The 24,181-nt window shown below is 72.8% G+C and carries 29 protein-coding genes; 15 read left to right on the top strand and 14 right to left on the bottom strand.

Annotation, left to right across the window (positions count from 1 at the left end):
- The first annotated feature begins 70 nt into the window (after positions 1 to 70).
- The 6 genes from ACZ573_RS21495 to ACZ573_RS21470 all read left to right on the top strand — a co-directional run bounded on the left by ACZ573_RS21495 (position 71) and on the right by ACZ573_RS21470 (position 4,376).
- The gene (locus ACZ573_RS21495) at positions 71 to 550 is read left to right on the top strand and encodes a cupin domain-containing protein (protein ID WP_471306550.1); all 480 of its coding nucleotides are present in this window, start codon (positions 71 to 73) and stop codon (positions 548 to 550) included.
- An 81-nt stretch (positions 551 to 631) separates the two neighbouring features.
- Positions 632 to 1,225, top strand: coding sequence for a TetR/AcrR family transcriptional regulator (locus ACZ573_RS21490; RefSeq protein ID WP_471306549.1), 594 nt, complete (start codon positions 632 to 634; stop codon positions 1,223 to 1,225).
- A gap of 131 nt (positions 1,226 to 1,356) precedes the next feature.
- Complete coding sequence (locus ACZ573_RS21485) at positions 1,357 to 2,553, top strand: MFS transporter (RefSeq protein ID WP_471306547.1); 1,197 nt, start codon at positions 1,357 to 1,359, stop codon at positions 2,551 to 2,553.
- A 46-nt stretch (positions 2,554 to 2,599) separates the two neighbouring features.
- Entirely contained in the window at positions 2,600 to 3,352 is a 753-nt protein-coding gene (locus ACZ573_RS21480) for an SDR family NAD(P)-dependent oxidoreductase (protein ID WP_471306811.1), read from the top strand.
- A gap of 195 nt (positions 3,353 to 3,547) precedes the next feature.
- Complete coding sequence (locus ACZ573_RS21475) at positions 3,548 to 3,859, top strand: hypothetical protein (protein ID WP_471306546.1); 312 nt, start codon at positions 3,548 to 3,550, stop codon at positions 3,857 to 3,859.
- A gap of 16 nt (positions 3,860 to 3,875) precedes the next feature.
- On the top strand, positions 3,876 to 4,376 hold the full coding sequence (locus ACZ573_RS21470) for a TetR-like C-terminal domain-containing protein (protein ID WP_471306543.1): 501 nt from the start codon (positions 3,876 to 3,878) through the stop codon (positions 4,374 to 4,376).
- Positions 4,377 to 4,386: 10 nt separating this feature from the next.
- Here the strand turns inward: ACZ573_RS21470 and ACZ573_RS21465 are convergent, their stop codons facing one another.
- The 3 genes from ACZ573_RS21465 to ACZ573_RS21455 form a co-directional block, all read right to left on the bottom strand.
- Complete coding sequence (locus tag ACZ573_RS21465; protein WP_351159461.1) at positions 4,387 to 4,830, bottom strand: VOC family protein; 444 nt, start codon at positions 4,828 to 4,830, stop codon at positions 4,387 to 4,389.
- 84 nt (positions 4,831 to 4,914) lie between these two features.
- Entirely contained in the window at positions 4,915 to 5,826 is a 912-nt protein-coding gene (locus ACZ573_RS21460; protein ID WP_471306541.1) for an SDR family oxidoreductase, read from the bottom strand.
- 1 nt (position 5,827) lies between these two features.
- Positions 5,828 to 6,592 carry an SDR family oxidoreductase gene (locus tag ACZ573_RS21455; protein ID WP_471306539.1) on the bottom strand — a complete coding sequence of 255 codons (765 nt, stop codon included), beginning with the start codon at positions 6,590 to 6,592 and terminating at the stop codon, positions 5,828 to 5,830.
- Positions 6,593 to 6,648: 56 nt separating this feature from the next.
- On the opposite strand from ACZ573_RS21455, the gene ACZ573_RS21450 reads away from it, so the two are divergent.
- Genes ACZ573_RS21450 through ACZ573_RS21430 form a run of 5 tightly spaced genes read left to right on the top strand, consistent with a single transcriptional unit; the run spans position 6,649 to position 11,054 of the window.
- Positions 6,649 to 7,398, top strand: coding sequence for an enoyl-CoA hydratase family protein (locus ACZ573_RS21450; protein ID WP_471306537.1), 750 nt, complete (start codon positions 6,649 to 6,651; stop codon positions 7,396 to 7,398).
- Positions 7,395 to 8,246 (top strand): CoA transferase subunit A, encoded by an 852-nt coding sequence (locus ACZ573_RS21445; RefSeq protein ID WP_471306535.1) that lies wholly within the window; start codon positions 7,395 to 7,397, stop codon positions 8,244 to 8,246. Before ACZ573_RS21450 ends, ACZ573_RS21445 begins: the two co-directional genes overlap by 4 nt.
- On the top strand, positions 8,243 to 9,001 hold the full coding sequence (locus ACZ573_RS21440) for a CoA-transferase subunit beta (protein WP_471306531.1): 759 nt from the start codon (positions 8,243 to 8,245) through the stop codon (positions 8,999 to 9,001). The genes ACZ573_RS21445 and ACZ573_RS21440 overlap by 4 nt, the downstream gene beginning before the upstream one ends.
- Positions 9,002 to 9,005: 4 nt before the next feature.
- A complete protein-coding gene (locus ACZ573_RS21435) occupies positions 9,006 to 10,088 on the top strand; it encodes an NAD(P)H-dependent flavin oxidoreductase (protein WP_471306528.1) in 1,083 nt (360 codons plus the stop codon).
- Between the two features lie 30 nt (positions 10,089 to 10,118).
- Entirely contained in the window at positions 10,119 to 11,054 is a 936-nt protein-coding gene (locus ACZ573_RS21430) for a tyrosine-protein phosphatase (protein WP_471306525.1), read from the top strand.
- A gap of 62 nt (positions 11,055 to 11,116) precedes the next feature.
- Here the strand turns inward: ACZ573_RS21430 and ACZ573_RS21425 are convergent, their stop codons facing one another.
- Both ACZ573_RS21425 and ACZ573_RS21420 read right to left on the bottom strand, forming a co-directional pair.
- Positions 11,117 to 12,799, bottom strand: a complete 1,683-nt coding sequence (locus ACZ573_RS21425; protein ID WP_471306522.1) for a DEAD/DEAH box helicase — start codon at positions 12,797 to 12,799, stop codon at positions 11,117 to 11,119.
- A 101-nt stretch (positions 12,800 to 12,900) separates the two neighbouring features.
- The gene (locus tag ACZ573_RS21420; protein ID WP_030010141.1) at positions 12,901 to 13,104 is read right to left on the bottom strand and encodes a cold-shock protein; all 204 of its coding nucleotides are present in this window, start codon (positions 13,102 to 13,104) and stop codon (positions 12,901 to 12,903) included.
- A 468-nt stretch (positions 13,105 to 13,572) separates the two neighbouring features.
- On the opposite strand from ACZ573_RS21420, the gene ACZ573_RS21415 reads away from it, so the two are divergent.
- On the top strand, positions 13,573 to 14,214 hold the full coding sequence (locus ACZ573_RS21415; RefSeq protein WP_471306517.1) for an SIMPL domain-containing protein: 642 nt from the start codon (positions 13,573 to 13,575) through the stop codon (positions 14,212 to 14,214).
- Between the two features lie 21 nt (positions 14,215 to 14,235).
- Here ACZ573_RS21415 and ACZ573_RS21410 read toward each other — a convergent pair whose 3' ends face one another.
- From ACZ573_RS21410 to ACZ573_RS21395, 4 genes are read right to left on the bottom strand one after another with little or no spacing between them, the layout of a single operon-like run.
- Complete coding sequence (locus ACZ573_RS21410) at positions 14,236 to 15,393, bottom strand: acetyl-CoA C-acetyltransferase (protein ID WP_471306514.1); 1,158 nt, start codon at positions 15,391 to 15,393, stop codon at positions 14,236 to 14,238.
- A 30-nt stretch (positions 15,394 to 15,423) separates the two neighbouring features.
- On the bottom strand, positions 15,424 to 16,053 hold the full coding sequence (locus tag ACZ573_RS21405) for a TetR/AcrR family transcriptional regulator (RefSeq protein ID WP_161293438.1): 630 nt from the start codon (positions 16,051 to 16,053) through the stop codon (positions 15,424 to 15,426).
- 26 nt (positions 16,054 to 16,079) lie between these two features.
- Positions 16,080 to 16,862, bottom strand: coding sequence for an SDR family oxidoreductase (locus ACZ573_RS21400; protein WP_471306509.1), 783 nt, complete (start codon positions 16,860 to 16,862; stop codon positions 16,080 to 16,082).
- Entirely contained in the window at positions 16,859 to 17,008 is a 150-nt protein-coding gene (locus ACZ573_RS21395; protein WP_471306843.1) for a hypothetical protein, read from the bottom strand. Before ACZ573_RS21395 ends, ACZ573_RS21400 begins: the two co-directional genes overlap by 4 nt.
- Positions 17,009 to 17,071: 63 nt before the next feature.
- Between ACZ573_RS21395 and ACZ573_RS21390 the strand changes: the two genes are divergently transcribed.
- Genes ACZ573_RS21390 through ACZ573_RS21380 form a run of 3 tightly spaced genes read left to right on the top strand, consistent with a single transcriptional unit; the run spans position 17,072 to position 19,469 of the window.
- Positions 17,072 to 17,257: a hypothetical protein gene (locus ACZ573_RS21390; RefSeq protein ID WP_471306506.1), complete on the top strand. Its 186-nt coding sequence runs from the start codon at positions 17,072 to 17,074 to the stop codon at positions 17,255 to 17,257.
- Positions 17,257 to 18,402, top strand: a complete 1,146-nt coding sequence (locus ACZ573_RS21385) for an acyl-CoA dehydrogenase family protein (RefSeq protein WP_471306503.1) — start codon at positions 17,257 to 17,259, stop codon at positions 18,400 to 18,402. The genes ACZ573_RS21390 and ACZ573_RS21385 overlap by 1 nt, the downstream gene beginning before the upstream one ends.
- Positions 18,402 to 19,469, top strand: a complete 1,068-nt coding sequence (locus tag ACZ573_RS21380) for an acyl-CoA dehydrogenase family protein (RefSeq protein WP_471306500.1) — start codon at positions 18,402 to 18,404, stop codon at positions 19,467 to 19,469. The genes ACZ573_RS21385 and ACZ573_RS21380 overlap by 1 nt, the downstream gene beginning before the upstream one ends.
- Here ACZ573_RS21380 and ACZ573_RS21375 read toward each other — a convergent pair.
- From ACZ573_RS21375 to ACZ573_RS21355, 5 genes are all read right to left on the bottom strand, one after another.
- Positions 19,450 to 20,175, bottom strand: a complete 726-nt coding sequence (locus ACZ573_RS21375) for a class I SAM-dependent methyltransferase (protein WP_471306497.1) — start codon at positions 20,173 to 20,175, stop codon at positions 19,450 to 19,452. The genes ACZ573_RS21380 and ACZ573_RS21375 overlap by 20 nt on opposite strands.
- 577 nt (positions 20,176 to 20,752) lie before the next feature.
- Positions 20,753 to 21,301, bottom strand: a complete 549-nt coding sequence (locus tag ACZ573_RS21370; protein WP_471306494.1) for a hypothetical protein — start codon at positions 21,299 to 21,301, stop codon at positions 20,753 to 20,755.
- A 7-nt stretch (positions 21,302 to 21,308) separates the two neighbouring features.
- Positions 21,309 to 22,238: an alpha/beta hydrolase gene (locus ACZ573_RS21365; protein ID WP_471306491.1), complete on the bottom strand. Its 930-nt coding sequence runs from the start codon at positions 22,236 to 22,238 to the stop codon at positions 21,309 to 21,311.
- Positions 22,235 to 22,966, bottom strand: coding sequence for an SDR family NAD(P)-dependent oxidoreductase (locus ACZ573_RS21360; RefSeq protein WP_471306488.1), 732 nt, complete (start codon positions 22,964 to 22,966; stop codon positions 22,235 to 22,237). The genes ACZ573_RS21365 and ACZ573_RS21360 overlap by 4 nt, the downstream gene beginning before the upstream one ends.
- 3 nt (positions 22,967 to 22,969) lie before the next feature.
- A complete protein-coding gene (locus tag ACZ573_RS21355; protein ID WP_471306485.1) occupies positions 22,970 to 24,091 on the bottom strand; it encodes an LLM class flavin-dependent oxidoreductase in 1,122 nt (373 codons plus the stop codon).
- Between the last annotated feature and the right edge of the window lie 90 nt (positions 24,092 to 24,181).

The following is a 24,181-nucleotide window of genomic DNA, read 5'->3' as shown; positions in this document are numbered from 1 at the left end:
AGCGCTCCTTCTCCTTCTCCGAGCCCAAGCGGACCGGCCCGCTGCACGCCACACCGGACGCCATCCTTCTTTGTTCGAAGCGACCCAGCAGGCCGAGGTGCCCACCGAGGTGCGGCGGGTCCTGCACGTGCCGGCGGGCGGCGGCAAGGCCACCTGGCTGTCCGGTGACGTGTACAGCGTCAAGGCGGGCGCCGTCGAGACCGGCGGTTCCATCGCCGTGCTGGAGGCCTCCGTGCCGCCCGCCGGCGGCCCTCCGCCGCACCGCCACGCCGACGAGGACGAGGCCTTCTCCGTCCTGGACGGCCGGCTGACCATCCGCGTCGGCGAGAACACGTACGAGGCGGCCACCGGGGACTTCGTGTTCGTGCCGCGCGGCACGGCGCACCAGTTCCACAACCACTCCCTGCACACGGCGAAGCTGCTGCTGATCTTCACGCCGGGCGGGGTGGAGACTTCTTCCTGGAGGCCGGTACGGAGCCCACTGCGGGTGTGCCGGTGCCGGTGGAGGACCCTCCGGGCGTGGCCGAGGTGGGGGCGCGGTACGGCGTGATTCCGGCCGACCTCGACTGAGCCCGGACTGTCGTGCCGTCTTTCTGAAACGAACGGTTGGGAATGGGGTAGCCTCGTGCTCATGGCAAGGCCCAAGGAGTTCGACCCGCAGACCGCCCTCGTGGCGGCCATGGAGCTCTTCCGCCGCCAGGGGTACGAGGCCACCTCGATCCAGCACCTGGTGGACGCGCTGGGCATCAACCGCTCCAGCATGTACGCCGCCTACGGCTCCAAGCACGACCTCTACCTCAAGGCGCTGGACCTGTACTGCGCCGTCGAGGCGGACCGGGCGCAGGAGAGCCTCGCCGAGTCCGACGAGGGTCCCGCCCTGCCGGTCCTGCGCGCCTTCCTCCTCTCCTACGTCGACTCCGCGCTGGCCGATCCGCTGCGCGGCGGGTGCATGGTCACCCACGGCGTGCTGGAGCGGCTGCCGGGGGACGCGAAGGCCGCCGAACGGCTCGGCGGCGCGCTGGGCTCCCTGGAGGAGGCCTTCGCCTACCTCCTGCTGCGGGCCCGGGCGGCCGGGGAGCTCGCGCCCGGCACCGACGTGCGCTCCACCGCCCGCCTCCTCGTCACCCTCACCCAGGGGCTGCGCGTCATGGAGCGGGCGGCGGACCGGGCCTACCTGACCCAGGTCGTCGACGAGGCCCTCAGGGGCCTGTCCTGTACCGGCTGACACCCCTGCGACGTCCGGCGCAATGGACCGGCCGACCGACTGACTGACCCTCAATCACCTTGTCCCGCACCTGGGTTGCGCCTGCCCACGTTCTGGAACGATCGTTTAGTTATGGAAAGGTTGTGACGGTCGTGCCCAAGGCCGTGTACGTCCTCGCCCTCGGCATCTTCGCCATGGTCACCAGCGAATTCGTGGTGGCCGGCCTGATGCCCCAGATTTCCGAGGGACTCGGAGCCACCATCCCCCAAGTCGGCTACCTGATCACCGCGTTCGCCGTCGCCATGGCCCTCGGCGGGCCGTTCCTGGCCACCGCCGTGCTGAGGCTCCCGCACAAGAGCGCCCTGATGGTGCTCTTCGCGGTCTTCCTCGGCGGCAACGTCCTGGCCGCCCTGTCCACCGACTACGTGACGATGGCCGTCGGGCGCGTCGTCACGGGTGTCGCCTCCTCCGCCTTCTTCGGCGTCTCGCTCTCGGTCGTCGCCGAGATCACCAAGCCGGAGATGCGCGGCAAGGCGATCGGCGCCGCCATGAACGGGCTGATGCTCGGCACCCTGCTCGGCCTGCCCATCTCCACCTTCGTCGGCGGCCAGTTCGGCTGGCGGGCCGCCTTCTGGGCGATCTCGGGGCTGACCGTGCTCGCGGCCCTCGCCACGATCCTCGGCGTCCCCTCCGTGACCGGCGCCGAGGGGGAGACCGGACCCTCCGTCAAGGAGGAGATGCGCGCCTTCAAGAACCCACGGCTGTGGCTGGTGTTCTCCACCTCCACGCTGATCATCGGCGCCACCTTCTCCGCCTTCAGCTACTTCACGCCGATCCTCACCGAGCTCACCGGCTTCAGCGAGGGCTCGGTGCCCTGGCTGCTGGTCGCCTACGGAGCCGCGACCGTCGTCGGCAACAACATCGTGGGCCGCTTCGCCGACAAGCACACCATCGTGACCCAGCTCGTCGGCCTCGGGCTCAACATGGTCTTCCTCGCCGGCTTCGCCGTCTTCGCCGAGGTCACCGCGCCCGCGCTGGTCTTCATGATGGGCATCGGCCTGGTCGGCGTCACCATGAACCCCTGCATGATCACCAGGGTCCAGCGCACCGCGAACGCCCGCCCGCTAGTCAACACCGTGCACTCCTCCTTCATCACTCTCGGCATCGGCATCGGCTCCTGGCTCGGCGGTGTCGGCATCAACGCCTACGGGCTCCGGGCCCCGCTCGTACTCGGCGTGATCATGGCCTTCCTCGGCCTGTTCACCCTCCTGCCGGACCTGCGCGCCAAGAAGGACGGCAGCGGCGGCGGTACCCCGGCCGCCCCCGAGCGGCAGCCCGCCACGGCCTGAGCCCGCCACCCTTTCCCTTCACCCCACTCCCCCGCACAGAACAGGAATCGATGTGACGACCACTCTCCACGGCGTGGCCCTGGTGACCGGCGGCTCCCGCGGCATCGGCGCCGAGATCGCCCGTACGCTCGCCGCCCACGGCGCCGACGTCGCGATCACCTACCGCTCGAACAAGGAACAGGCCGAGGAGGTCGCCGGGCAGGTACGGGCCCTCGGACGCCGCGCCGTGGCCGTCGAGGCCGACGCCGCCGACGCCGAGGCCGTGACGGCCGCGGTGGACCGGGTCGTGCGCGAACTCGGCCCGGTCCGCATCCTCGTCAACAACGCCGGCTACGCGGACATGACCTGCCCGCCGCTCGCCGAGGTGCCGCTGGCCACCCTCGACCGGACCCTGGACATCAACGTCCGCGGCGCCTTCCTCACCGCGCAGGCCGTCTCCCTGGCGATGCCCGACGGCGGCCGCATCGTCAACGTCGGCTCCTGCCTCGCCACGCAGGTCCCCGCCGCGGGCTTCACCCCGTACGCCATGTCGAAGGCGGCGATCCAGGGCCTGACCGTGGGCCTCGCCCGCGACCTGGGCGAACGCGCCATCACCGTCAACCAGGTGGCGCCCGGCTCCATCGACACCGACATGAACCCCGCCGACGGCCCGTCCGCCGACTTCCAGCGCGGCCTGAACATCTTCGGCCGCTACGGCCGGGCCGCGGAGATCGCGAGCGCGGTCCTCTACCTGGCGAGCGACGAGGCCTCCTTCGTCACGGGCACCACCCTGACCGTCGACGGCGGCGCCAACGCCTGACCGGCAGGACAGCCCTGCCCAACCCCCCAGACCCCGGGCCCCGGAGGCGCACAGAGCCCCCCGCTCGCCTCCGGGGCCCGGCTTCACACCCAGGCCGTCTCTTCCGGATCTTGCCTGACCCGGCAAGATCCGGAAGAGACGGCCTACCCATCGCACAGCCCCGTACCGCACTCGCGCCACGCAAGGGAACCTGTCATGCCGCATCTGGACCGCCGCGGATTCCTCGCCGCCTCGGCCGTCGCCGCGGGCGCCGGGGCAGCCGGCCCCCTCACCGCCACGGACGCCGCCGCCTCCACCGCCCCCGGGGCGGCGGGCCCGAAGATCCTGCCCTCCGACGCCCGCTACCCCTCGCTCCGGACGGGCATCAACCGCCGCCTGACGCTGCTGGTCATCGCGGCCTTCGCGGCCTTCGCGGCGATCCTGTGCTCGATGCTGTTCACCGCGCAGACCCGCCCCCAGCCAAGGGCCGGAGGAGGTCTGCCGAGTTGCGGTTCGTCAACACGGTAAGGTAAGTAAACGGTGTTTGTACGGGGGTAGAAGCCGCGACGCGCTCCCCGAGGAGGCGACCGCGGCCCGGCTCCTCGCGGTCGCGGACACCTTCCGGGAGTGGGCCCGGACCCGCCCGGCGGAGTTCCGCCTCACCTACGGGGACAGCTCGCCGGGGTACGCGCCGACCCACGACATCGTCGTGGCGGCCGCCCGCCGGTGCTGCATGATCCTCCTCGGCCTGGTGGACGCCGCCTGGCCCGCCGCTCCCGAGCAGCTCAAGCGGGCCGAGGCGCAGTGGAGCGACTTCGTGCCCTCCCTCGCGGCCCTCGCCCGGGAGTGCTTCCCCCACCTGCCGCCGCAGGCGCTGCTGGCCTCGCTGCGCGTGTGGGGCCGTATGTACGGCCCCGTCGCGCTGGAGGTCTACGGTCAGTTCGGCCCCGAGGCCAACCCCCGCGTGCTGTTCCAGGCGGAGATGGACTCTGCCCTGGAGATGCTCGGCCTGGACCAGCCCCGGCCGGGCGGCGCCGGGGCCTGAGCCCGTCCCGTCACCCGCCCGCGCTGGGCGGGGCCGCGACGTTCAGCTGCCAGGAGACGCCGAAGCGGTCGTTCACCCAGCCGAACCGGTGGCTGAATCCGTACGAGCCCAGCGGCATCAGCTCCTGGCCCTGCTCGGCGAGCGCGCGGTAGAGGCGGTCGATCTCGGCGTCGTCCTCGCACTGGACGTACAGCGATACCGCGGGCGTGAAGCCGAACGCGTGCTGGGCCGGGCTGTCGATGCACATGAACTGCTGGCCGGCCAGGGAGAAGGTCGCGTGGCGCACCGTTCCCGCGGGCCCGGCCCCGGGTCCGGTCTCGTCGGGGCCGTAACGGCTGACGGCGAGCACCTCGGCGTCGTCGAAGAGCGAGACGTAGAAGCCCATGGCTTCCTCGGCCCGCCCCTCGAACATCAGGAACGTGGTGATCTTCTGCGGGGTCGGCGTGACGGCCATCGTCGGTTCGTGTCCCTTCGGCTCGTGTCCCGGACCAGGAACCATAGCCTCCGCCGCCGCCGCCGGGACCGGACCGGCTTCCCGCTACCGCGCGCCGTACACCGGCAGCGGAGCCTGCGCCGCGGCGAGGAGTTTCAGCGTGGCCTCGCCCGCCTCGGCAGGGGTCCAGCGGGAGTCGCGGTCGGCCGTGGGGCCGGGCCGCCAGCCCTCCATGACCGTGATCCGGCCGCCCTCCGCCTCGAAGACCCGGCCCGTGACCCCCGCCGAGGCGTCCGCCCCCAGCCACACCACCAGCGGGGACACGTTCTCCGGGGCCATCGCGTCGAAGCCGCCCGCCTCGGGGGCGGCCATGGTCTGCGCGAAGGTCCGCTCCGTCATCCGGGTCCGCGCCGCCGGGGCGATCGCGTTGACCTGGACCCCGTAGCGGCCCATCTCCTGCGCCGCGACCACGGTGAGGCCGAGGATGCCGGCCTTGGCCGCGCTGTAGTTGCCCTGGCCGACCGAGCCCAGCAGCCCGGCCCCCGAGGAGGTGTTGACCACCCGGGCCGCGACCTGCCGGCCGGCCTTCGCCTCGGCCCGCCACCACCGGGCCGCCGCCTTCAGCGGCAGGAAATGCCCCTTCAGGTGGACGCGCATGACCGCGTCCCAGTCGTCCTCGTCCAGGTTGACCAGCATCCGGTCCCGCAGGAACCCGGCGTTGTTGACCAGGGTGTCCAGGCGCCCGAATGCGCCGAGCGCCGTCTCCACGAGGGAGGTCGCGCCACCGGAGGTCGCGATGTCCCCGCCGTGCGCCACCGCCTCCCCGCCGAGCGCCTCGATCTCGGCGACCACCTGGGCCGCCGGGCCGTCCGGCCCCGGCAGTCCGTCGAGCCCGACCCCGAGGTCGTTCACGACGACCTTCGCCCCCTCCGCCGCGAAGGCCAGCGCATGGGCCCGCCCCAGCCCCCGCCCCGCGCCCGTCACGATCACGACCCGGCCTTCACACAGTCCCGCCATCTCAGCTCTCCTTGTTGACAGTTGCCGCGTCCAGGAACGCCGGGCGCTCCCCGCCCCCGTGCACCAGCAGGCTCGCCCCGCTCACGTACGCCGCCCGGCCGGAGGCCAGGAACACCGCCGCCTCCCCCACGTCCGAGGGCTGGGCCAGCCGCCCGAGCGGGACGGTCGCGGACACGGCCGCGACCCCGGCCTCGTCCCCGTAGTGCAGGTGCGCCAGCTCGGTCCGCACCATGCCCAGGACCAGCGAGTTCACCCGTACCTCGGGCGCCCACTCCACGGCCATGGACCGGGCCAGGTTCTCCAGGCCCGCCTTCGCCGCCCCGTACGCCGCCGTCCCCGGCGAGGGCCGGGTCCCGCTGACGCTGCCGATCATCACCACCGAGCCGCGGGCCTCCCGCAGCCACGGGTACGCGGCGAGCGAGGCCGTCATCGGCGCCACCAGGTTCAGCTCGACGACCCGGGCGTGGCGTTCGGCCTCGCCCTCTCCCAGCAGCCGGTACGGGGTGCCGCCGGCGTTGTTGACCAGGCAGTCGAGGCGCCCGTACCGGCCGGCGACCGTGCCGAAGAAGTCGTGTACGGCAGCGGGGTTGCGCAGGTCGACGGCGTTGAAGGAGGCCTTCCTGCCGTCCGCCGAGACCGGTTCCTCCGGCGGCCGCCGGGCGCAGACGACGACCTCCGCGCCGGCCGCGAGGAACGACCGGGCGATCCCGGCGCCGACGCCCCGGGTCCCTCCGGTGACGACGACGACCCTCCCGTCGAGCTCCATAGGCTGCTACCTTCCTCGCCTAACAAATGTTTGGTGGAAAGGTAGCTGATCCGCTCATGGGTGTCTCCACCTCCAGCCCCGACAAGGGCATCGCACTCGTCACAGTCGACTTCCCACCCGTCAACGCGCTCCCGGTGCAGGGCTGGTACGACCTCGCCGACGCCCTGCGGGCGGCCGGACGCGACCCCGGGATCCGGTGCGTCGTCCTCGCCGCCGAGGGCCGCGGCTTCAACGCCGGCGTCGACATCAAGGAGATGCAGCGCGACAGCGGACACGCCGCCCTGGTCGGCGCCAACCGGGGCTGCTACGAGGCCTTCGCCGCCGTGTACGAGTGCGAGGTGCCGGTGGTCGCGGCCGTGCACGGGTTCTGCCTGGGCGGCGGCATCGGGCTCGTCGGCAACGCCGACGCGATCGTCGCCTCCGAGGACGCCACCTTCGGGCTGCCCGAGCTGGACCGGGGCGCGCTCGGCGCCGCCACCCACCTGGCGCGGCTGGTCCCGCAGCACCTGATGCGCGCGCTGTACTACACCTCGCGCACCGCGACCGCCGCCGAACTGCACGCCCACGGCTCGGTCTGGAAGGTGGTCCCGCGTACGGAGCTGCGCGCCGCCGCCCTGGAGCTGGCCGCCGAGATCGCGAAGAAGGACGGCTACCTGATCCGGCTCGCCAAGGCGGCCATCAACGGGATCGACCCCGTGGACGTGCGCCGCAGCTACCGCTTCGAGCAGGGCTTCACCTTCGAGGCCAACCTCATCGGGGTGGCCGACCGGGTCCGCGACACCTTCGGGAAGGAAGAGCGCGCATGACCGACAAGTCCATGACCCCCGACGAGGTGGTCGGACAGCTGCGCAGCGGGATGACCATCGGCATCGGCGGCTGGGGATCCCGGCGCAAGCCCATGGCCCTGGTGCGGGCACTGCTCCGCTCCGAGATCACCGATCTCACCGTGATCTCCTACGGCGGCCCCGACGTCGGGCTGCTGGCCGCCGCCGGCCGCATCCGCCACCTCGTCGCCCCCTTCGCCACCCTCGACTCCATCCCCCTGGAGCCCCACTTCCGGGCCGCCCGCGAGGCCGCCGCCTTCACCCTCACCGAGCTCGACGAAGCCATGTTCATGTGGGGCCTGCACGCCGCCGCCAACCGGCTCCCCTTCCTCCCCGTCCGCGCCGGCCTCGGCTCCGACGTGATGCGGGTCAACCCGCAGCTGCGCACGGTCACCTCCCCCTACGCCGACGGCGAGGAGCTCGTCGCCGTCCCCGCCCTGCGCATGGACGCCGCCCTGGTCCACCTCAACCGCGCCGACCGCCTCGGCAACGCCCAGTACCTGGGCCCGGACCCGTACTTCGACGACCTCTTCTGCGAGGCCGCCGACGCCGCCTACGTCTCCTGCGAGCAGCTCGTCGAGACCGCCGAGCTCACCAAGGCCGGGCCCCCGCAGTCCCTCCTCGTCAGCCGGCACTCCGTGACCGGGGTCGTGGAAACACCGAACGGGGCGCACTTCACCTCCTGCGTCCCCGACTACGACCGCGACGAGGCCTTCCAGAAGCTGTACGCGGCCACCCCCTGGGACGAGTTCGCCGGCCGCTTCCTGTCCGGAGCGGGCGAGCACGACTACCAGCTGGCCGTCCGGACCTGGCACGAGGAGCAGCAGTGACGAACACCGACGCCACCACCCCCGCGCCCCGCGCCGTCTCCCGCGCCGAGTACTGCGTGATCGCCTGCGCCGAGGCCTGGCGCGACAACGGCGAGGTGCTCGCCAGCCCGATGGGTCTGATCCCCTCCTTCGGGGCCCGGCTCGCGAAGCGGACCTTCTCCCCCGACCTGCTGCTGACCGACGGCGAGGCCCTGCTCGTCGGCCTCGACGGGACGGCCGAGGGCTGGCTCCCGTACCGGCGCCATCTGACGATGGTCACCGGCGGCCGGCGGCACGTGATGATGGGCGCCAGCCAGATCGACCGGTTCGGCAATCAGAACATCTCGTGCATCGGCGACTGGGAGCGGCCGGCCCGCCAGCTCCTGGGGGTGCGCGGCGCCCCCGTGAACACCCTGAACAACCCGGTGAGTTACTGGGTGCCCAAGCACTCGAAGCGGGTGTTCGTCGAGCGCGTCGACATGGTCAGCGGGGTCGGCTACGACCGCGCGGAGGCGGCCGGGGTGACCCGCTTCCACCGTCTGCCCCGGGTGGTCAGCGATCTCGGCGTCTTCGACTTCGCCGGGCCCGGTCACTCGATGCGGCTGGTCTCCGTACACCCCGGGGTCACCGTCGGGGAGGTCCGGGCGGCCACCGGGTTCGAGCTGGCCGCCGTCGAGGAGGTCCCGTACACGCGGGAGCCGACGCCGGACGAGCTGCGGCTGATCCGCGAGGTGATCGACCCCAAGGGGCTGCGCGACCGCGAAGTGCGGGGCTGATCCGATGGAAACGGCATTCACCAAGCTGGCCGGTGTCGAGCACCCGATCGTGCAGACGGGCATGGGCTGGGTCGCCGGCCCCCGCCTGGTGTCGGGCGCGGCCAACGCGGGGGCGCTGGGCATCCTGGCCTCGGCCACGATGACGCTGGACCAGCTGCGTTCGGCGGTCCGCGAGGTCAAGTCCCGCACGCCGGACGGGACCCCCTTCGGCGTCAATCTGCGGGCGGACGCCGGGGACGCGGCCGAGCGCGCCCAGCTGATCATCGACGAGGGGGTGCGGGTCGCCTCGTTCGCGCTGGCGCCCTCCGAGGAGCTGATCGGGCGGCTCAAGGACGCGGGCGTGGTCGTCATCCCGTCGATCGGGGCCCGGCGGCACGCCGAGAAGGTGGCCGCGTGGGGCGCCGACGCGGTGATCGTGCAGGGCGGCGAGGGCGGAGGTCACACGGGGGACGTGGCCACGACGGTGCTGCTGCCGCAGGTCGTGGACGCCGTGGACATCCCGGTGATCGCGGCGGGCGGTTTCAGCGACGGGCGCGGCCTGGTCGCTGCCCTGTCGTACGGGGCCGCTGGCATCGCCATGGGCACCCGGTTCCTGCTGACCTCGGACTCGACCGTCCCGGACGCCGTGAAGGCCGAGTACCTGAAGGCCACGGTCAAGGACGTCACCGTCACCACGGCCGTCGACGGGCTGCCGCACCGCATGCTCCGTACCGAGCTGGTCGCCTCCCTGGAGCGGGCGGGCCGCGCCCGGGCGCTGGTCCGGGCGGTCCGGCACGCGGCCGGCTTCCGCAAGCTGTCCGGGCTGGGCTGGCCGCAGATGGTCCGCGACGGCCTCGCGATGAAACACGGCAAGGACCTGTCCTGGAGCCAGGTCCTGCTCGCCGCGAACACCCCGATGCTCCTCAAGGCGTCCATGGTCGAGGGCCGTACGGACCTCGGCGTCATGGCATCGGGCCAGGTCGCGGGGGTGATCGACGATCTTCCGTCCTGTGCGGAGCTCGTCTCCCGCGTCATGGCCGAAGCACGACAGGCACTGGAATCACTCGAAGCACTGCACTCGCTCCGCACCCTGCCACCACCAGGGTGATCCCCCTTCTCCGTCACAGGAGTCGCCCCTATGAGCCGTGCCCGCATCCGCCTGGCGAGAGCGGCGGCCGCCGCCGCTCTCGCCGTCGGGACCCTGCCCGCCGCCGCGTACGCGGCGGCGGCGCCCGGAGCCGGGGTCAGCGCCCGGAACCACCAGTACCAGCAGCAAGCCGAAACGATTCGACAGATCCCCCTCCAGGGCGCCGTCAACCTCCGGGACATCGGCGGCTACCGCACCTGGACCGGCGGCCAGGTCCGCCAGGGCCTGGTCTACCGCTCCGACGCACTGAGCAAGCTGACCGACGCCGACGTCACCACCGTCTCCGGTCTCGGCCTCACGAAGGTCGTCGATTTCCGCATTCCGATGGAGCTCCAGTACGACGGCGCCGACCGGCTGCCCTCCGGGCTCTCCCCCACCTCGCGCGCCGTCAGCGACCTCGGCCTCTACGGAACCCTCGTCGGCGCGATCGGCAGCGGCGATCCCGTCGTCCAGGAGCAGATGCTCGGCGGCGGCCGCGCCGAGGCCTACATGCGCGACATCTACCGCACCTTCGTGAGCAGCCCCGAGAACCGGGCGCAGTTCGCGGCGACCCTGCGGGAGATCGCCGACGGCCGCCAGGGCCCGGTCCTGTACCACTGCACGTCCGGCAAGGACCGGACCGGCTGGATGAGTTACGTCCTGCTGCGCGCCCTCGCCGTCCCCGAGGACACCGCGGAGCGCGACTACCTGGCGTCGAACACCTTCCGCGGCGCCTACGACGCCCGGGTGCGGGCGGGCCTCAAGCAGTCGGGCCGGATGCAGAACCCGGACCTGCTGATCCCGCTCCAGGAGGTCCGCCAGGACTACCTGAACGCGGCGACGGCGCAGCTGGAGGCCGACTACGGCAGCTTCTACGGTTACCTGACCCAGGGTCTCGGCCTGGATCTGCGGACGCTGGCGAAGCTCCAGGACAGGATGGTCCGCTAGCGGACAGCACGACGCCGGGCCGTGCGAGAAGCACGGCCCGGCGTCGTGGTCACTGCGTACGGTCAGATCGCGCGGCGGCGGCCCTGCCCACCCGATCCGACGCGGCTGCGCGCCGAAGCCGCGGCCGCACCGCCGGAGGCGGCGCCGCCACCGGTGCGCCGGCCGCGCTCGCCGGAGCCGGCGGCCCCGCCGCCGCCCTGGCCGCCGCGCCGGGCCTGGCCCGAACCGGAGGCCGCCGGGGCCTGCCCGGAGGCACCCCCACCGGAACGGCGGCTGCGACCGCCGGCCGCCGGAGCACCGACCGTGGCGGCACCGGTGCGCGGCCCGCCGCCCGAGCGGCGGCGCGAGCCGGAGCCCGCACCGGAGCCGGAACGCGGCTTGGGCGCGGTCGGCTGCGGAACCTCCAGCACGACCGGGATGCCCGAGGGCTCCTTGGCGCCGGTCAGCCGGGCCAGCTCCTCGTCGGAGGACTTGATCTGCGCGGTGCGCGGGGAGATCCCGGCGTCCGACATCAGACGGGTCATGTCCCGCTTCTGGTCGGGGAGGACCAGGGTGACCACGCTGCCGGACTCGCCGGCCCGGGCGGTACGGCCGCCGCGGTGCAGGTAGTCCTTGTGGTCGGTCGGCGGGTCCACGTTGACGACCAGGTCGAGGTCGTCGATGTGGATGCCACGGGCCGCGACGTTGGTGGCGACCAGCGCGGTGACCTCGCCCGTCTTGAACCAGTCGAGGGTGCGGTTGCGCTGCGGCTGGGAGCGGCCGCCGTGCAGGCCGGAGGCGCGCACGCCGTCCGCCAGCAGCTTCTTGACCATGCGGTCGACCCCGCGCTTGGTGTCGACGAACATGATCACCCGGCCGTCGCGAGCGGCTATACGCGTCGCCACGGCCTTCTTGTCGGTCTCGTCCATGACGTACAGGACGTGGTGCTCCATGGTGGTGACCGCACCGGCCGACGGGTCGACGGAGTGGCCGACCGGGTCGGTCAGGAACATCTTGACGAGCTTGTCGATGTTCTTGTCCAGCGTCGCCGAGAACAGCATCCGCTGACCGCCGGCCTCGACCTGCTTGAGCAGCGCCGTGACCTGCGGCATGAAGCCCATGTCGGTCATCTGGTCGGCCTCGTCGAGGACGGTGATCGAGACCTGCGAGAGGTCGGCGTCACCGCGGTCGATGAGGTCCTTGAGGCGGCCGGGGGTGGCGACGAGCACCTCGGCGCCGCGGCGCAGGGCGCCCGACTGCCGGTTGATCGACATGCCGCCGACGACGGTCGCGATGCGCAGGTTGACGGCCGTGGCGTACGGGGCCAGGGCGTCGGTGACCTGCTGCGCGAGCTCACGGGTCGGTACGAGGACCAGCGCGAGCGGCGCCTTCGGCTGCGCGCGGCGGCCGGCGGTACGGGCCAGCAGCGCCAGGCCGAAGGCCAGCGTCTTGCCGGAGCCGGTACGGCCGCGGCCGAGCAGGTCACGGCCGGCGAGGGAGTTCGGCAGCGTCGCGGCCTGGATCGGGAACGGCTCGGTGACGCCCTGGGCGGCGAGGGTCTTCAGCAGCGCCTCGGGCATGTCCATGTCCCCGAACGACTCGACCGGCGGCAGCGCCGGGTCGATCGGCTCGGGCATGGTGAATTCCTGGGGCCGGGCGACGGGCGCGGACTTCTGCCGTCCCGCGCCAGACTTCGGACGCCCCTGGGCCGCACCTCGGCCCCGGGTGGGGCGGCGGCTGGGTCGTGCGGAGCTGGAGCTGGTCATGCGAGAAAGCCCTCCTGAAACCGGCAGGTAAAACAAAGGTCGAGACAGCAGACAAGCCGGGGCCCGCACCTCGCGGTGCGGACCCCGGCATGCTGAAGAACTTAGGCGGGGATGATGTTCTCCGCCTGGGGGCCCTTCTGGCCCTGGGTGACGTCGAAGGACACGCGCTGGCCCTCCTGGAGCTCACGGAAGCCCTGGGTGGCGATGTTCGAGTAGTGGGCGAAGACGTCCGGGCCGCCACCGTCCTGCTCGATGAAGCCGAAGCCCTTTTCCGAGTTGAACCACTTCACGGTGCCAAGTGCCATTTTAAATCTCCTGAATAGGCGGCAAAGGGCCCCATCCGGAGATTCCGGCAAAACAATAAAAGCGCCTGCGGAGCATTCCCGTCAGGCGCACATAAAGTTCATGGGTACCACAACTGCAACGAGCTCTAAGCTAGCACACCTCGCTGCGGGGAGTCCCGGGGCGAGTGGTGTGACCTGCACCCTCCGCCCCGCCGGCCCGCGGTGCGCCGGCCGGCCGGGTGGAGTGGTCCGCGGGCCGGATCCCCCGCCCCCCTTGGGTCGTGGGCGGTCCTGGGCCTCGCGGACGCCCGCCCCGACCGGGCGGCCCGGCTCCGCCGACGGCGAAAAGATTCATCCCTACGAGGCAGGAGCGGGGTCGGACCGGGGTCGGTCAGGGGTCGGCCAGGGGTCGGACAGGGCGGGCCGGTACGGCCGTACCGGCGGCACAAGCCCCTGGCGGCGACCCGCCCCAGCTGGTTTGATCATGGAATGGCAGCGATCAAGGAGCCCTGGGGGCTCAGTGTGCTCGGCGCGGGCAGCGTGTCCGCCGAACCCCGGCTCGCCCACGTGGACCTGGCGGTCGATCTCCTCGCCCCGACGCCGAAGGCGGCCTTCGCCGAGGCGGGCGCGGCGGTCACCCGGCTGCGGGACGTCCTGCGTGAGCACGGCATACCGGACTCGGACGTGTCCGGCTCCCGGCTGCAGCTCACCTCGCAGTACAAGGGCTACGGCGCGGACCGGACCTTCCACGGATACGGCTGCGAGGCCGCATACACCGTGCGGACGGAGGAGCTGGCCGGGCTGGAGCTTTTGATCGAGGACGCGGTGACGGCCGGTGCGAACCGCGTCGACGCCGTGCGGTTCGAGGTGGAGGACAAGCCCGCGATGCGGGACGAGGCCCGGCGCCGGGCGGTGGCGGCCGCCCGGCGCAAGGCCGAGGTGTACGCGCAGGCGTGCGGGGTGCGGCTGGGGCCGATCATCCACATCGAGGACGTCGACCCGGAGTCGGTGGGCAGCTACAGCCACGGCCGCCGGAAGGGCGGGGACCCCGAGGAGGACGGCGCCCTCACCCCGGGCTCGGTACGCGTCGAGGCGGCCGTCCTCCTCGGCTTCGCCCTGCTCCCGGAGTGACCGGCGGGCCGGTCCGGGCGCCTACAGCCGTTCGATGATGGTGACGTTGGCCTGGCCGCCGCCCTCGCACATCGTCTGGAGGCCGAAACGGCCGCCGGTGCGTTCCAGTTCGTGCAGGAGGGTGGTCATCAGCTTCACCCCGGTCGCGCCCAGCGGGTGGCCGAGCGCGATCGCGCCGCCGTTGACGTTGACCCGCTCCGGGTCGGCCCCGGTCTCCTTCAGCCAGGCCAGCACCACCGGGGCGAACGCCTCGTTGATCTCCACCAGGTCGATGTCGGCCAGCGACATGCCGGTCTTCTTCAGCGCGTAGGCGGTGGCCGGGATCGGCGCGGACAGCATGCGGATGGGGTCCTCGCCCCGTACCGAGAGGTGGTGGATGCGGGCGCGCGGCCGCAGGCCGTGTTCCCGTACCGCCCGCTCGGAGGCGATCAGCATCGCCGCGGCCCCGTCCGACACCTGCGAGGAGACGGCCGCCGTGATGGTGCCGCCCTCGACCACCGGCCCCAGGGTGGCCATCTTCTCCAGGGTCGTGTCCCGGCGCGGGCCCTCGTCCACGCTCACCTCCCCGTACGCCACCGTCTCGCGCGCGAAGCGGCCCTCGTCGATGGCCCGGACCGCCCGCCGGTGGGAGCGGAGCGCGAACTCCTCCATGTCCTGCCGGGTGATCCCCCATTTCTGCGCGATGAGCTGGGCGCCGTGGAACTGGTTCACCGGGGCGTCCCCGTACCGGGCCCGCCAGCCCGCCGAGCCCGCGTACGGCCCCTCCGTGAGGCCGAGGGGCTCCGCCGCCTGCCGCGAGGCGAAGGCGATCGGGATCATCGACATGTTCTGGGTGCCGCCCGCGACCACCAGGTCCTGCGTGCCGGACAGGACGCCCTGCGCCGCGAAGTGCACGGCCTGCTGCGAGGACCCGCACTGGCGGTCGACGGTGACCCCGGGCACCTCCTCGGGCAGGCCGGCCGCCAGCCAGGCCGTCCGGGCGATGTCCCCCGCCTGCGGCCCCACCGTGTCGAGACAGCCGAACACCACGTCCTCCACGGCGGCCGGGTCCACCCCGGACCGCTCGATCAGTGCCTTCAGGACGTGGGCGCCCAGGTCGGCGGGGTGGACGGCGGACAGACCGCCGCCCCGCCGCCCCACGGGCGTGCGTACCGCATCGACTATGTAGGCCTCGGGCATCGGGACTCCTCAGACGGTCGGGTCGGTCGGTCAGGTGGGGCGCAGTGCGATCCCGTCCAGCACCATCGACAGGTACTGGCGGGCGATCTCCTCGGGGCTGTGCTGTCCGCCCGGCCGGTACCAGGAGGCCGCGACCCACACCGTGTCGCGCACGAAGCGGTAGGTGAGGCGGATGTCGAGGTCGGCGCGGAAGACCTGGGCCTCGACGCCCCGCTCCAGCGTCCCCAGCCAGGCTTTCTCGAACTTCTGCTGCGAGTCGGACAGGTAGTGGAAGCGGGGCTGGGCGGAGAGGGTGCGGGACTCCTTCTGGTAGATGGCGACGGCGGCGCGGTGCCGGTCGATCTCCCGGAAGGACTCGGTGACGAGGGCCTCGATGGTCTCCCTGGGGCCGAGCCCGGCGGCGAGGACGGTGTCGTACCCGTCCCACAGTTCGGTCAGGAAGGCCGAGAGGATCTCGTCGAGCATCGATTCCTTGGAATCGAAGTGGTAGTAGAGGCTGCCGGCGAGCATCCCGGCGGCGTCGGCGATCTTGCGGACGGTGGTGGCGTTGTAGCCCTGCGCGGCGAAGACCTCGGCGGCGGTGTCGAGGAGTTCACGACGCCGTTCGGGGGAGGCCGTCACCTGGGGCTTCTTCTGGGATGTCGGCTTGTTCGTTGGCACGCGTCCATTCTCGGCCAAGGCATTCGTCAGGCGTGCTGGCTGCTGACCGAGACCGTCTCGCCGGTCATGTACGACGAGTAGGCGCTGGCCAGGAAGACGATGACGTTGGCGACCTCCCAGGGTTCGGCGTAGCGGCCGAAGGCCTCGCGGGCGGTGAGTTCGGCCAGGAGTTCCTCGCTGGTGACCTTCACCAGGTGCGGGTGCATGGCCAGGCTCGGGGCGACCGCGTTGACGCGTACGCCGAACTCGGCGGCCTCCAGGGCCGCGCAGCGGGTCAGGGCCATCACCCCGGCCTTGGCGGCGGCGTAGTGGGCCTGGCCGGTCTGGGCGCGCCAGCCGATGACGGAGGCGTTGTTGACGATCACTCCGCCGCCGCCGGACGCCCGGAACGCGCGCAGGGCGGCGCGGGTGCAGCGGAAGGTTCCGTTCAGGGTGACGTCGAGGACGCGGGACCACTGGTCGTCGGTCATGTCGACGAGGGCGGCGGTGCCGCCGAGGCCGGCGTTGTTGACGACGATGTCGAGGCGGCCGTGGGTGTGCTCGGCGAGCACGAAGAGGGCCTGGACCTGGTCCTCCTCGGTGACGTCGCAGGGCAGGGAGGTGACGCGGTCGGCGCCGAACTCGGCAGAGAGCGCCTCCTCGGTCTCCTTCAGGCGGCGGGCGTGGGCATCGCCGATGACGATGCGGGCGCCCTCCTCCAGGAGGCGGCGGGCGGTGGCTCCGCCGATGCCGGCCCCGGCGGCGGCGGTGACGACGGCGGTGCGGTCCTTCAGCAGTCCGTGCCCGGGGACATAGGCGGGAGCGGTCACGCCGGTACCTCCATGGGAAGGCCGAGGATCCGCTCGGCGATGAGAGTGCGCTGGATCTCGTCCGGGCCCGCGCAGATGGTGCCGGCGCGGGAGAAGAGGAAGAGCCACCCCCGGACCTCGGTGCGGGACTCCTCGACGCTGCTCATGGCCGTACGTTAACCTACCAAACACTTGTTAGGGAAGCTTCGCTCGTGAAGGATGGACGCCGCATGCCCGACGACCGCAGGCCCCACGACCGCTCGCCCGACGACACACCCGTGCTCCACGAGCGCCGCGGCCCGGTCGCGTACGTGACCATGAACCGCCCCCGCTACCGCAACGCGCACAGCTCGGGGACTGCGGCGGACTCGCTCGGCGGCATCGGCATCGCCGCCCTGAAGGAGGCGAACACCTGATGGACCTCACACACACGGCGGACGTGGAGGCCTTCCGGGCCGAGGCCCGTGCCTGGCTCCGCGCCCATGTCCCGGCACGGCCCCTGCCCTCCCTGGAGACGGCCGGGGGCTTCGCGGCGCACCGGGAGTGGGAGGCGCTGCTGCACGCGGAGCGCTGGTCGGTGGTCTCGTGGCCCGAGGAGTACGGGGGCCGGGGCGTGGACATCGTCAAGTGGCTGGTCTTCGAGGAGGAGTACTGGGCCGCGGGCGCGCCCGGCCGGGTCTCGCAGAACGGCATCAGCCTCCTCGCCCCCACCCTCTTCGACCACGCGAGCGCGCGGCAGCGCGCGCGGGTGCTGCCGTCCATGGCGAGCGGCGAGGTGATCTGGGCGCAGGCCTGGTCGGAGCCCGAGTCGGGGTCCGACCTGGCCTCGCTGACGTCGCGGGCGGTCCGCACGGAAGGCGGCTGGCTGCTGACCGGGCAGAAGACCTGGTCCTCACGGGCGGCCTTCGCGGACCGCGCCTTCGGGATCTTCCGCACCGACCCGGACACCCCGAAACCCCACCAGGGGCTGACGTACCTGATGTTCGACCTGCGGGCGCCGGGTGTGACGGTGCGGCCCATCGGGCGCCTCGACGGCAAGCCGGCCTTCGCGGAGCTCTTCCTGGACCAGGTCTTCGTGCCGGACGAGGACGTGATCGGGGAGCCTGGGCAGGGCTGGCGGATCGCCATGTCGACGACCGGCAACGAGCGCGGGCTGACCCTGCGCTCCCCCGGCCGTTTCCTGGCCGCCGCGGACCGGCTGGTCGGGCTGTGGCGCGAACACGGGGACCCGTCCGACACCGCGCTGCGGGACCGGGTGGCGGACGCGGTGGTCGGGGCCCGCGCGTACGAGCTGTTCACCTGGGCGAACGCCTCCCGCTTCGCGGCGGGCGCGACGATCGGCGCCGAGTCCAGTCTGAACAAGGTGTTCTGGTCGCAGTACGACATCGCCCTGCACGAGACGGCGCTGGACCTGCTGGCCCCGGACGCGGAGCTGGCGGAGGGCGAGTGGGCCGAGCCGTGGGTGTTCTCCCTGGCCGGACCGATCTACGCGGGGACGAACGAGATCCAGCGCGACATCATCGCCGAGCGGCTGCTCGGCCTCCCGAAGGGCCGCCGCTGATGCGCTTCCTGCTGACCGACGAGCAGTCCGACTTCGCCCGTACGCTGCGCTCCCTGCTGAGCTCGGCACAGGTCCCGGCGGCGGTACGGGCCTGGGCGGACGGCGATGCGGGGCCCGGGCGGACGGTGTGGTCCCGGCTCGCGGGGACGGGGCTGTTCGCGCTGGCCGTCCCGGAGCCCTACGAGGGTGCGGGCCTGCTCCCGGCGGAGCTGTCCCTCGGTTTCGTGGAGCTGGGCCGGGCCGGGGTGCCGGGGCCGGTGGTGGAGAGCGCCGCGGTGTCGGTGCTGCTGGCGGAGCTGGCGGACGAGGCGCTCGCCAAGCGGTTCCTGCCGGGGCTGGCGCAGGGCGGGACCTCGGCCACGCTGACCCTGCCGGGCGGGAGCCCGTACGCCCTGGACGCGGACGCGGCGACGTACTGCTTCACGGTGTCCCCGGCGGGCGAACTGCGCGTGGCGGGTGGCGCGGCCGGCGCGGACGCGGCGGGCAGGGCGGACGCGGCGGACGGGGCGGGTGGTACGGGCGGCGCGGGCCCGGCGGACGGGTCGCTGCGGTCGACGGACCCCGCACGCCGGCTGTCCCGCCCGCCGGCCGGTGCGGGTGAACTGCTGGCGGCGGGCCCGGCGGTGGCCCGGGCGGCCGAGGTGGCCGGACGCTGGGCCCGGCTGCTGACGGCGGCCCAGTGCCTGGGCGTCGGCGAGGCGCTGCTGGCCAGGACGGTGGAGTACGTGAAGCGGCGCACGCAGTTCGGGACGCTGATCGGGACCTTCCAGGCGGTGAAGCACCGGCTGGCGGACACCCTGCTCGACCTGGAGTTCGCCCGCCCGCTGGTGTGGGCGGCGGCGCTGTCGCTCGACCCGGGCGAGGTGGCGGCCGCGAAACTGGCCGCCGGCGAGGCGTCCTACCGGGCGGCGATGACGGCGCTCCAGCTCCACGGTGCGGTGGGCTACACCGAGGAGCTGGACCTGTCCCTGTGGCTGCGCAAGGCCCGCCCGCTGCGGGACGCCTGGGGAACGCCGTCGGCCTGCCGGGCCGAAGTCCTGCGGTCCCTCACACCACCGCGACGCTGAGGCTCACGACGTACTGCTCCTCGACGATGCCGTCCGGGAAGAGCGGGTTCAGCAGCTCCCGCTCCGCCGCGAAGTACGCGCGGGTGCGGTCCTCGCCCAGGACCAGGAAGGCGGAGTGGCTGGCGAGGTTGGCGAGGTGGTCGTCCAGGGTGATGCGCCGGGACCACGTCACCGACCGGGTGGTGAACGCGCCGAGCCCCTCGGGCAGGGTGCGGTGGGTCTCCTCCTCGACCCCGAAGAAGACCCGGAGCCGCTCCTCCTGTCCGGCGATCCACGGCACGGTGGCGTCCACGTCGTTCCACCAGAGCGCGAGCGCCCCGCCCGGGCGCAGCACCCGGCGGGCCTCGGGCACGGAGCGGGCCGGGTCGGTCCAGTGCCAGGCCTGGGCGTAGGTGAGCAGGTCGAACGCGCCGGTGGCCAGCGGCAGCCGGTCCCCGTCGCCGCGCACGATCGGGATCCCGGGGCAGGTGCGGCGGAACTGGGCGGCCATCCCGTCCCCGGGCTCCACGGCGACGACCTCGGCCCCGCGCTCGTGCAGGAGCGCGGTGGCGATCCCGGTCCCGGCTCCTACGTCGGCCACCCGGGCCCCGGCGAGCGGGCGCCCGGTGAGGGACTCGACGGCGTCGAAGAGCGCCGGGGGGTAGCTGGGGCGGTGGGCCGCGTACGAAGCGGCTGCTGCGTCGAAGGAACGGGCACGTGTGGTCATGCGTCCATTGTTTTCGATCACGCAACCGGCAACAAGATCCACATACTTGCATCATGCGCGTTCGGCGGTCCAGGCCGTACGGCTTCGCCACACGGCCTGGACCGAACTCGACGGTTCATGTCGACGATGGGTTCTTCCCGTCTCGCCGGCTTACCAGCCCCAGCCACCGCCCCATTGCCAGTTGCCGTAACAATGGCTGTGGTGATGGTGGCCGTGGTGATGGTGACCGTGACCACCGTGTTTGACTGCCATCGTGCTGGTTGCGGTGCTGACGTGCGGCGTCGCCGGCGCGGCGAATGCGCTGGAGGGCAGCAGTGCACCCGCTGCGGCCAGGGCGGACGCGGCCGTGAGGATGGCGAAACGCCGTGTGACGAATGCGTGAGTCATGAGAATCGACCTCCGGTGAGAAAGGACCACGCCGCCAGATCCGTTCCGGACGGCGCGGGTGGGTCACCTGCTCTGCGTGATCCCATGACTCCATTAGGCCCAGCGCGGCGAAATGCCTCACGTCCCGGGATTTCGGGACTTGACGAACGGCAGCGGTCGCGAATCACCGGCGGCAGCCCCAAGACACCCCCTAGTTGCGGGGGCGCAGGGAGAGCCGGCCGACGAGGGTGGTCTGGAGCAGGATCAGGGCCCCGGTGCCGGCCACCGGCCAGAACGGGCGGTCCGGGCGGCCGCCCACGGCCCAGGCCGGGCCGTCGGGGTCCACCGTCACGGTGAGCCGGGCGCCGACCGGGAGGTCCGTCGCCACGGGTCCGGGCAGGTCCCGGCCGGCCGCCGTGCGCAGCCGCAGCGACGGGGAGCTGGTCGAGCCGTCCTGCACCATGGTCCGCTCGGCGACGACCGCCTGTTCCTCCCGGCCCCGGTCGTGCAGGGTGTGCCGGTCCCAGGTGATCCCGCCGGCCACCGCGATGCCGACCGCGAGGAGGGCGACGCAGGTGCGGGCGACGAATTCCGCGCCGGTGCCGTGCGGTACGGCCGCGCCCGCGACGAAGACGGCCAGCAGGACCGGGATCCAGGCTCCCCCGGGCCCCCGGAGCAGCCAGATCGCACCGAACTCCACTGCCAGGAGGAGGCAGTTGCGCAGGACCGCGCCCGGCAGTCTCCCTATCAGTTCGGCCATGGACACATCATGCCTGGGGGTCCGGCCGCCCCGCCCTCCCCACCCCCGCCCCCGCCACCCAGGCCGCAGCCGCCCGGAGCGCGGCGGCGCCCGCCGGAAGCGGCAGGCCCAGGAAGCCGTGGAAGACCCCCGGGTGGAGCTGGAGCGTGCAGTCGACGCCGGCCGCCGCCAGCCGGCGGGCGTACGCGAGCCCCTCGTCGCGCAGCACGTCGCAGTCGGCGAGGACGATCAGGGCGGGCGGCAGGCCCGACAGGTCGGGGGCGCGCAGCGGCGAGACGTGCGGGTGCTCCGGGTCGCCGCCGTACTGGTCCCAGTACCAGGCCATGTGGGCTGCGGTGTGGAAGTAGCCCTCCGCGTACGTCTCCACGGAGGCGGAGTCCATCCAGGCGTCCAGCGGCGGATAGAACAGCACCTGTCCCGCTACGAGTCCGGGCGCGCGCAGGGCCGTCACGGCCGCGAGGTTGCCGCCGCTGGAGTCCCCGGCCAGCACCACCCGGCCGGGGTCGCAGCCGAGCGCCCGGGCCCGGTCCCGGGCCCAGAGCAGGACGGTGAGCGCGTCGTCCGGCGCCGCCGGCCAGGGGTGTTCCGGGGCCAGCCGGTAGTCCGCCGAGACGACCACCGCTCCCGCGGCCACGGCCAGAGAGCGGCAGGTCGCGTCGTGGCTGTCCAGGCCGCACATCACCCAGCCGCCGCCGTGCAGGAAGACGACCAGGGGCCGGCCGGACCGGCCGGGCGCGGGATCGTAGACGCGGACCGGGACCCCGCCCGCGACGGTGTCGGACACCGAGGCCACGGCCGGGCCCTCGCGGCCGGACCCGGACGCGGCGGCCGCCCGCAGCGCGCGGATGTCGCCCGGGCCGGGGAAGCCGGCGGTCATCGCGTCGCACAGCTGCCTGGCGTGCGGTGAGAGGGGATCGGGTGCGCCGAGGCCGCTCATGCCGTCGTCATCCCCCCGTCCACGGTGAACTCGCTGCCCGTCACGTACGAGGACGCGTCCGAGCAGAGGAAGAGGACCAGCTCCGCGACCTCCTCCGGGCGGCCGATGCGCCCCAGCGGTACGTGCGACCAGTCCCGGCCGGCGACCGCCTCGGCCACCATCGGGGTGTCGATGGCCCCCGGGTGCACCGAGTTGACCCGGATCCGGTCCCCGGCGAGGTCGAGCGCCGCCGACCGGGTCAGTCCGCGCAGCCCGAACTTGGTGGATCCGTAGGCGGCGTGGCCCGGTATCCCGACCAGTCCGGCGGTGGAGGAGATGTTGACGACCGAGCCGCCCCCGCCCGCCCGCAGCACCGGCGCGACCGCCTGGATGCCGAGGAACGGGCCGAGCAGGTTGACCCGCAGAAGCGCTTCGAAGTCCTCCAGCTGCTGCTCTTCCACGTGGGCGGTGCGCCACAGGGCCGCATTGTTGACCAGCGCCGATACCGTCCCGAAGGCACGGATCGTCTCCTTCACCACCGTCGCCCAGCCCGCCGCGTCGGCCACGTCGTGGCGGACGTACAGTCCCTGGTCGCCGAGTTCGGCGGCGACCGCCCGGCCCTCGTCCTCCCGTACGTCGGTGACGACGACCCGGGCCCCCGCCTCCGCGCACAGCCGGGCCTCGGCGGCGCCCTGGCCGCGCCCGGCGCCGGTGATGACGACGACCTTCCCGCCGAGCCGCTCCCCCATGGCTCAGCCCTCCAGCGCGCGGAAGTGCGGGATGACCTTCTCGCCCCACTGGCGGATGGTCTCCATGCACGCTTCCTGGGGGACGGTGCCCATCTGGATCAGGCACATCACCTCGTCGACGCCGATCTCGCGCAGCTGCTCGACGTAGGCGATGGCCGCTTCGGCGCTGCCGTACGCGTGCTCCGCGTTGTAGGTGCCGGTGTCGACGGGCCGGGCGGGGATGTTCGCCTCGTGCAGCCGGGCGACGAGCTCCTCCCGGCCCCTGGCCAGCGCCCCCACATGGTCCTCCTCCTCCGCGTGGCCGGTGGGCTCGGGGCCGTTCCCGTACCAGTGCGCGATGGACTCGGCGAAGAAGCGCTGCCCGCGCGTGCCCAGCCGCAGGGCGCGCTCGGCGTCGTCGAGGACGACGGTCGGGCAGAGGGCGGAGAGGTGGTCGTTGACCTCGGCCGAGACGAAGCGCTCGCCGGTGCGCGTGGCGATGGCCTCGTCGTAGACCTTGCGCATGGCGCGTACGTCGTCGGCGCCGGCGAAGCCCATCACCAGGGCTCCGATGCCGAGCTCGGCGGCCAGCTTGAGGGTGTCGTGCTTGGAGCAGGCCATGAACAGCGGCGGGTGCGGGTCCTGGACCGGGCGGGGCAGGATCGCGCCGGGGCCGATGTCGATGGAGCCGTGCCATTCGAAGGTCTCCTCCTTCCAGGCCGAGGAGAAGATCCGCAGCGCCTCCTCCATCTGCGGGTAGGTGTCCTCGGGCCTGACCCCGTACATGGACATCTCCTGGCGGGTGGCGCCGCGCCCGGCGCCGATGTCGACGCGGCCGCCGGAGAGCACGTCGAGCATGGCGGCGCGCTCGGCGACGCGCACCGGGTGCTGGTAGCCGAAGGGCATGGTGACGACGCCGTGGCCGATCCGGATCCGCTGCGTGCGGGCTGCCACCCAGGTCAGGAAGATCTCGGAGGCGCTCATGTGCGCGTACCGGGTCAGGGAGTGGTGTTCGACGGCCCAGATCCGGTCGAAGCCCATCTCCTCGGCGTGGACGGCCTGTTCGACGCAGTCGTGGATGACCTGGCGTTCACGTTCGGGGGTGGGGTCGACGAGCTGCGCCTCGAAGATCATCGAGAACTTCACGGTGAGGTCCCTCCGTCCAGTACTTCGAGCCCGCGTGCCAATATTTCGAATAGGAATACATCTAGCAGTCATATCTCGCAGCGGGAAGGG

It is taken from the genome of Streptomyces sp. NPDC040545, from assembly GCF_055595065.1.
The sequence above is the reverse complement of the archived record's forward strand: the minus strand, read 5'-3'. Positions and strand labels throughout refer to the sequence as shown.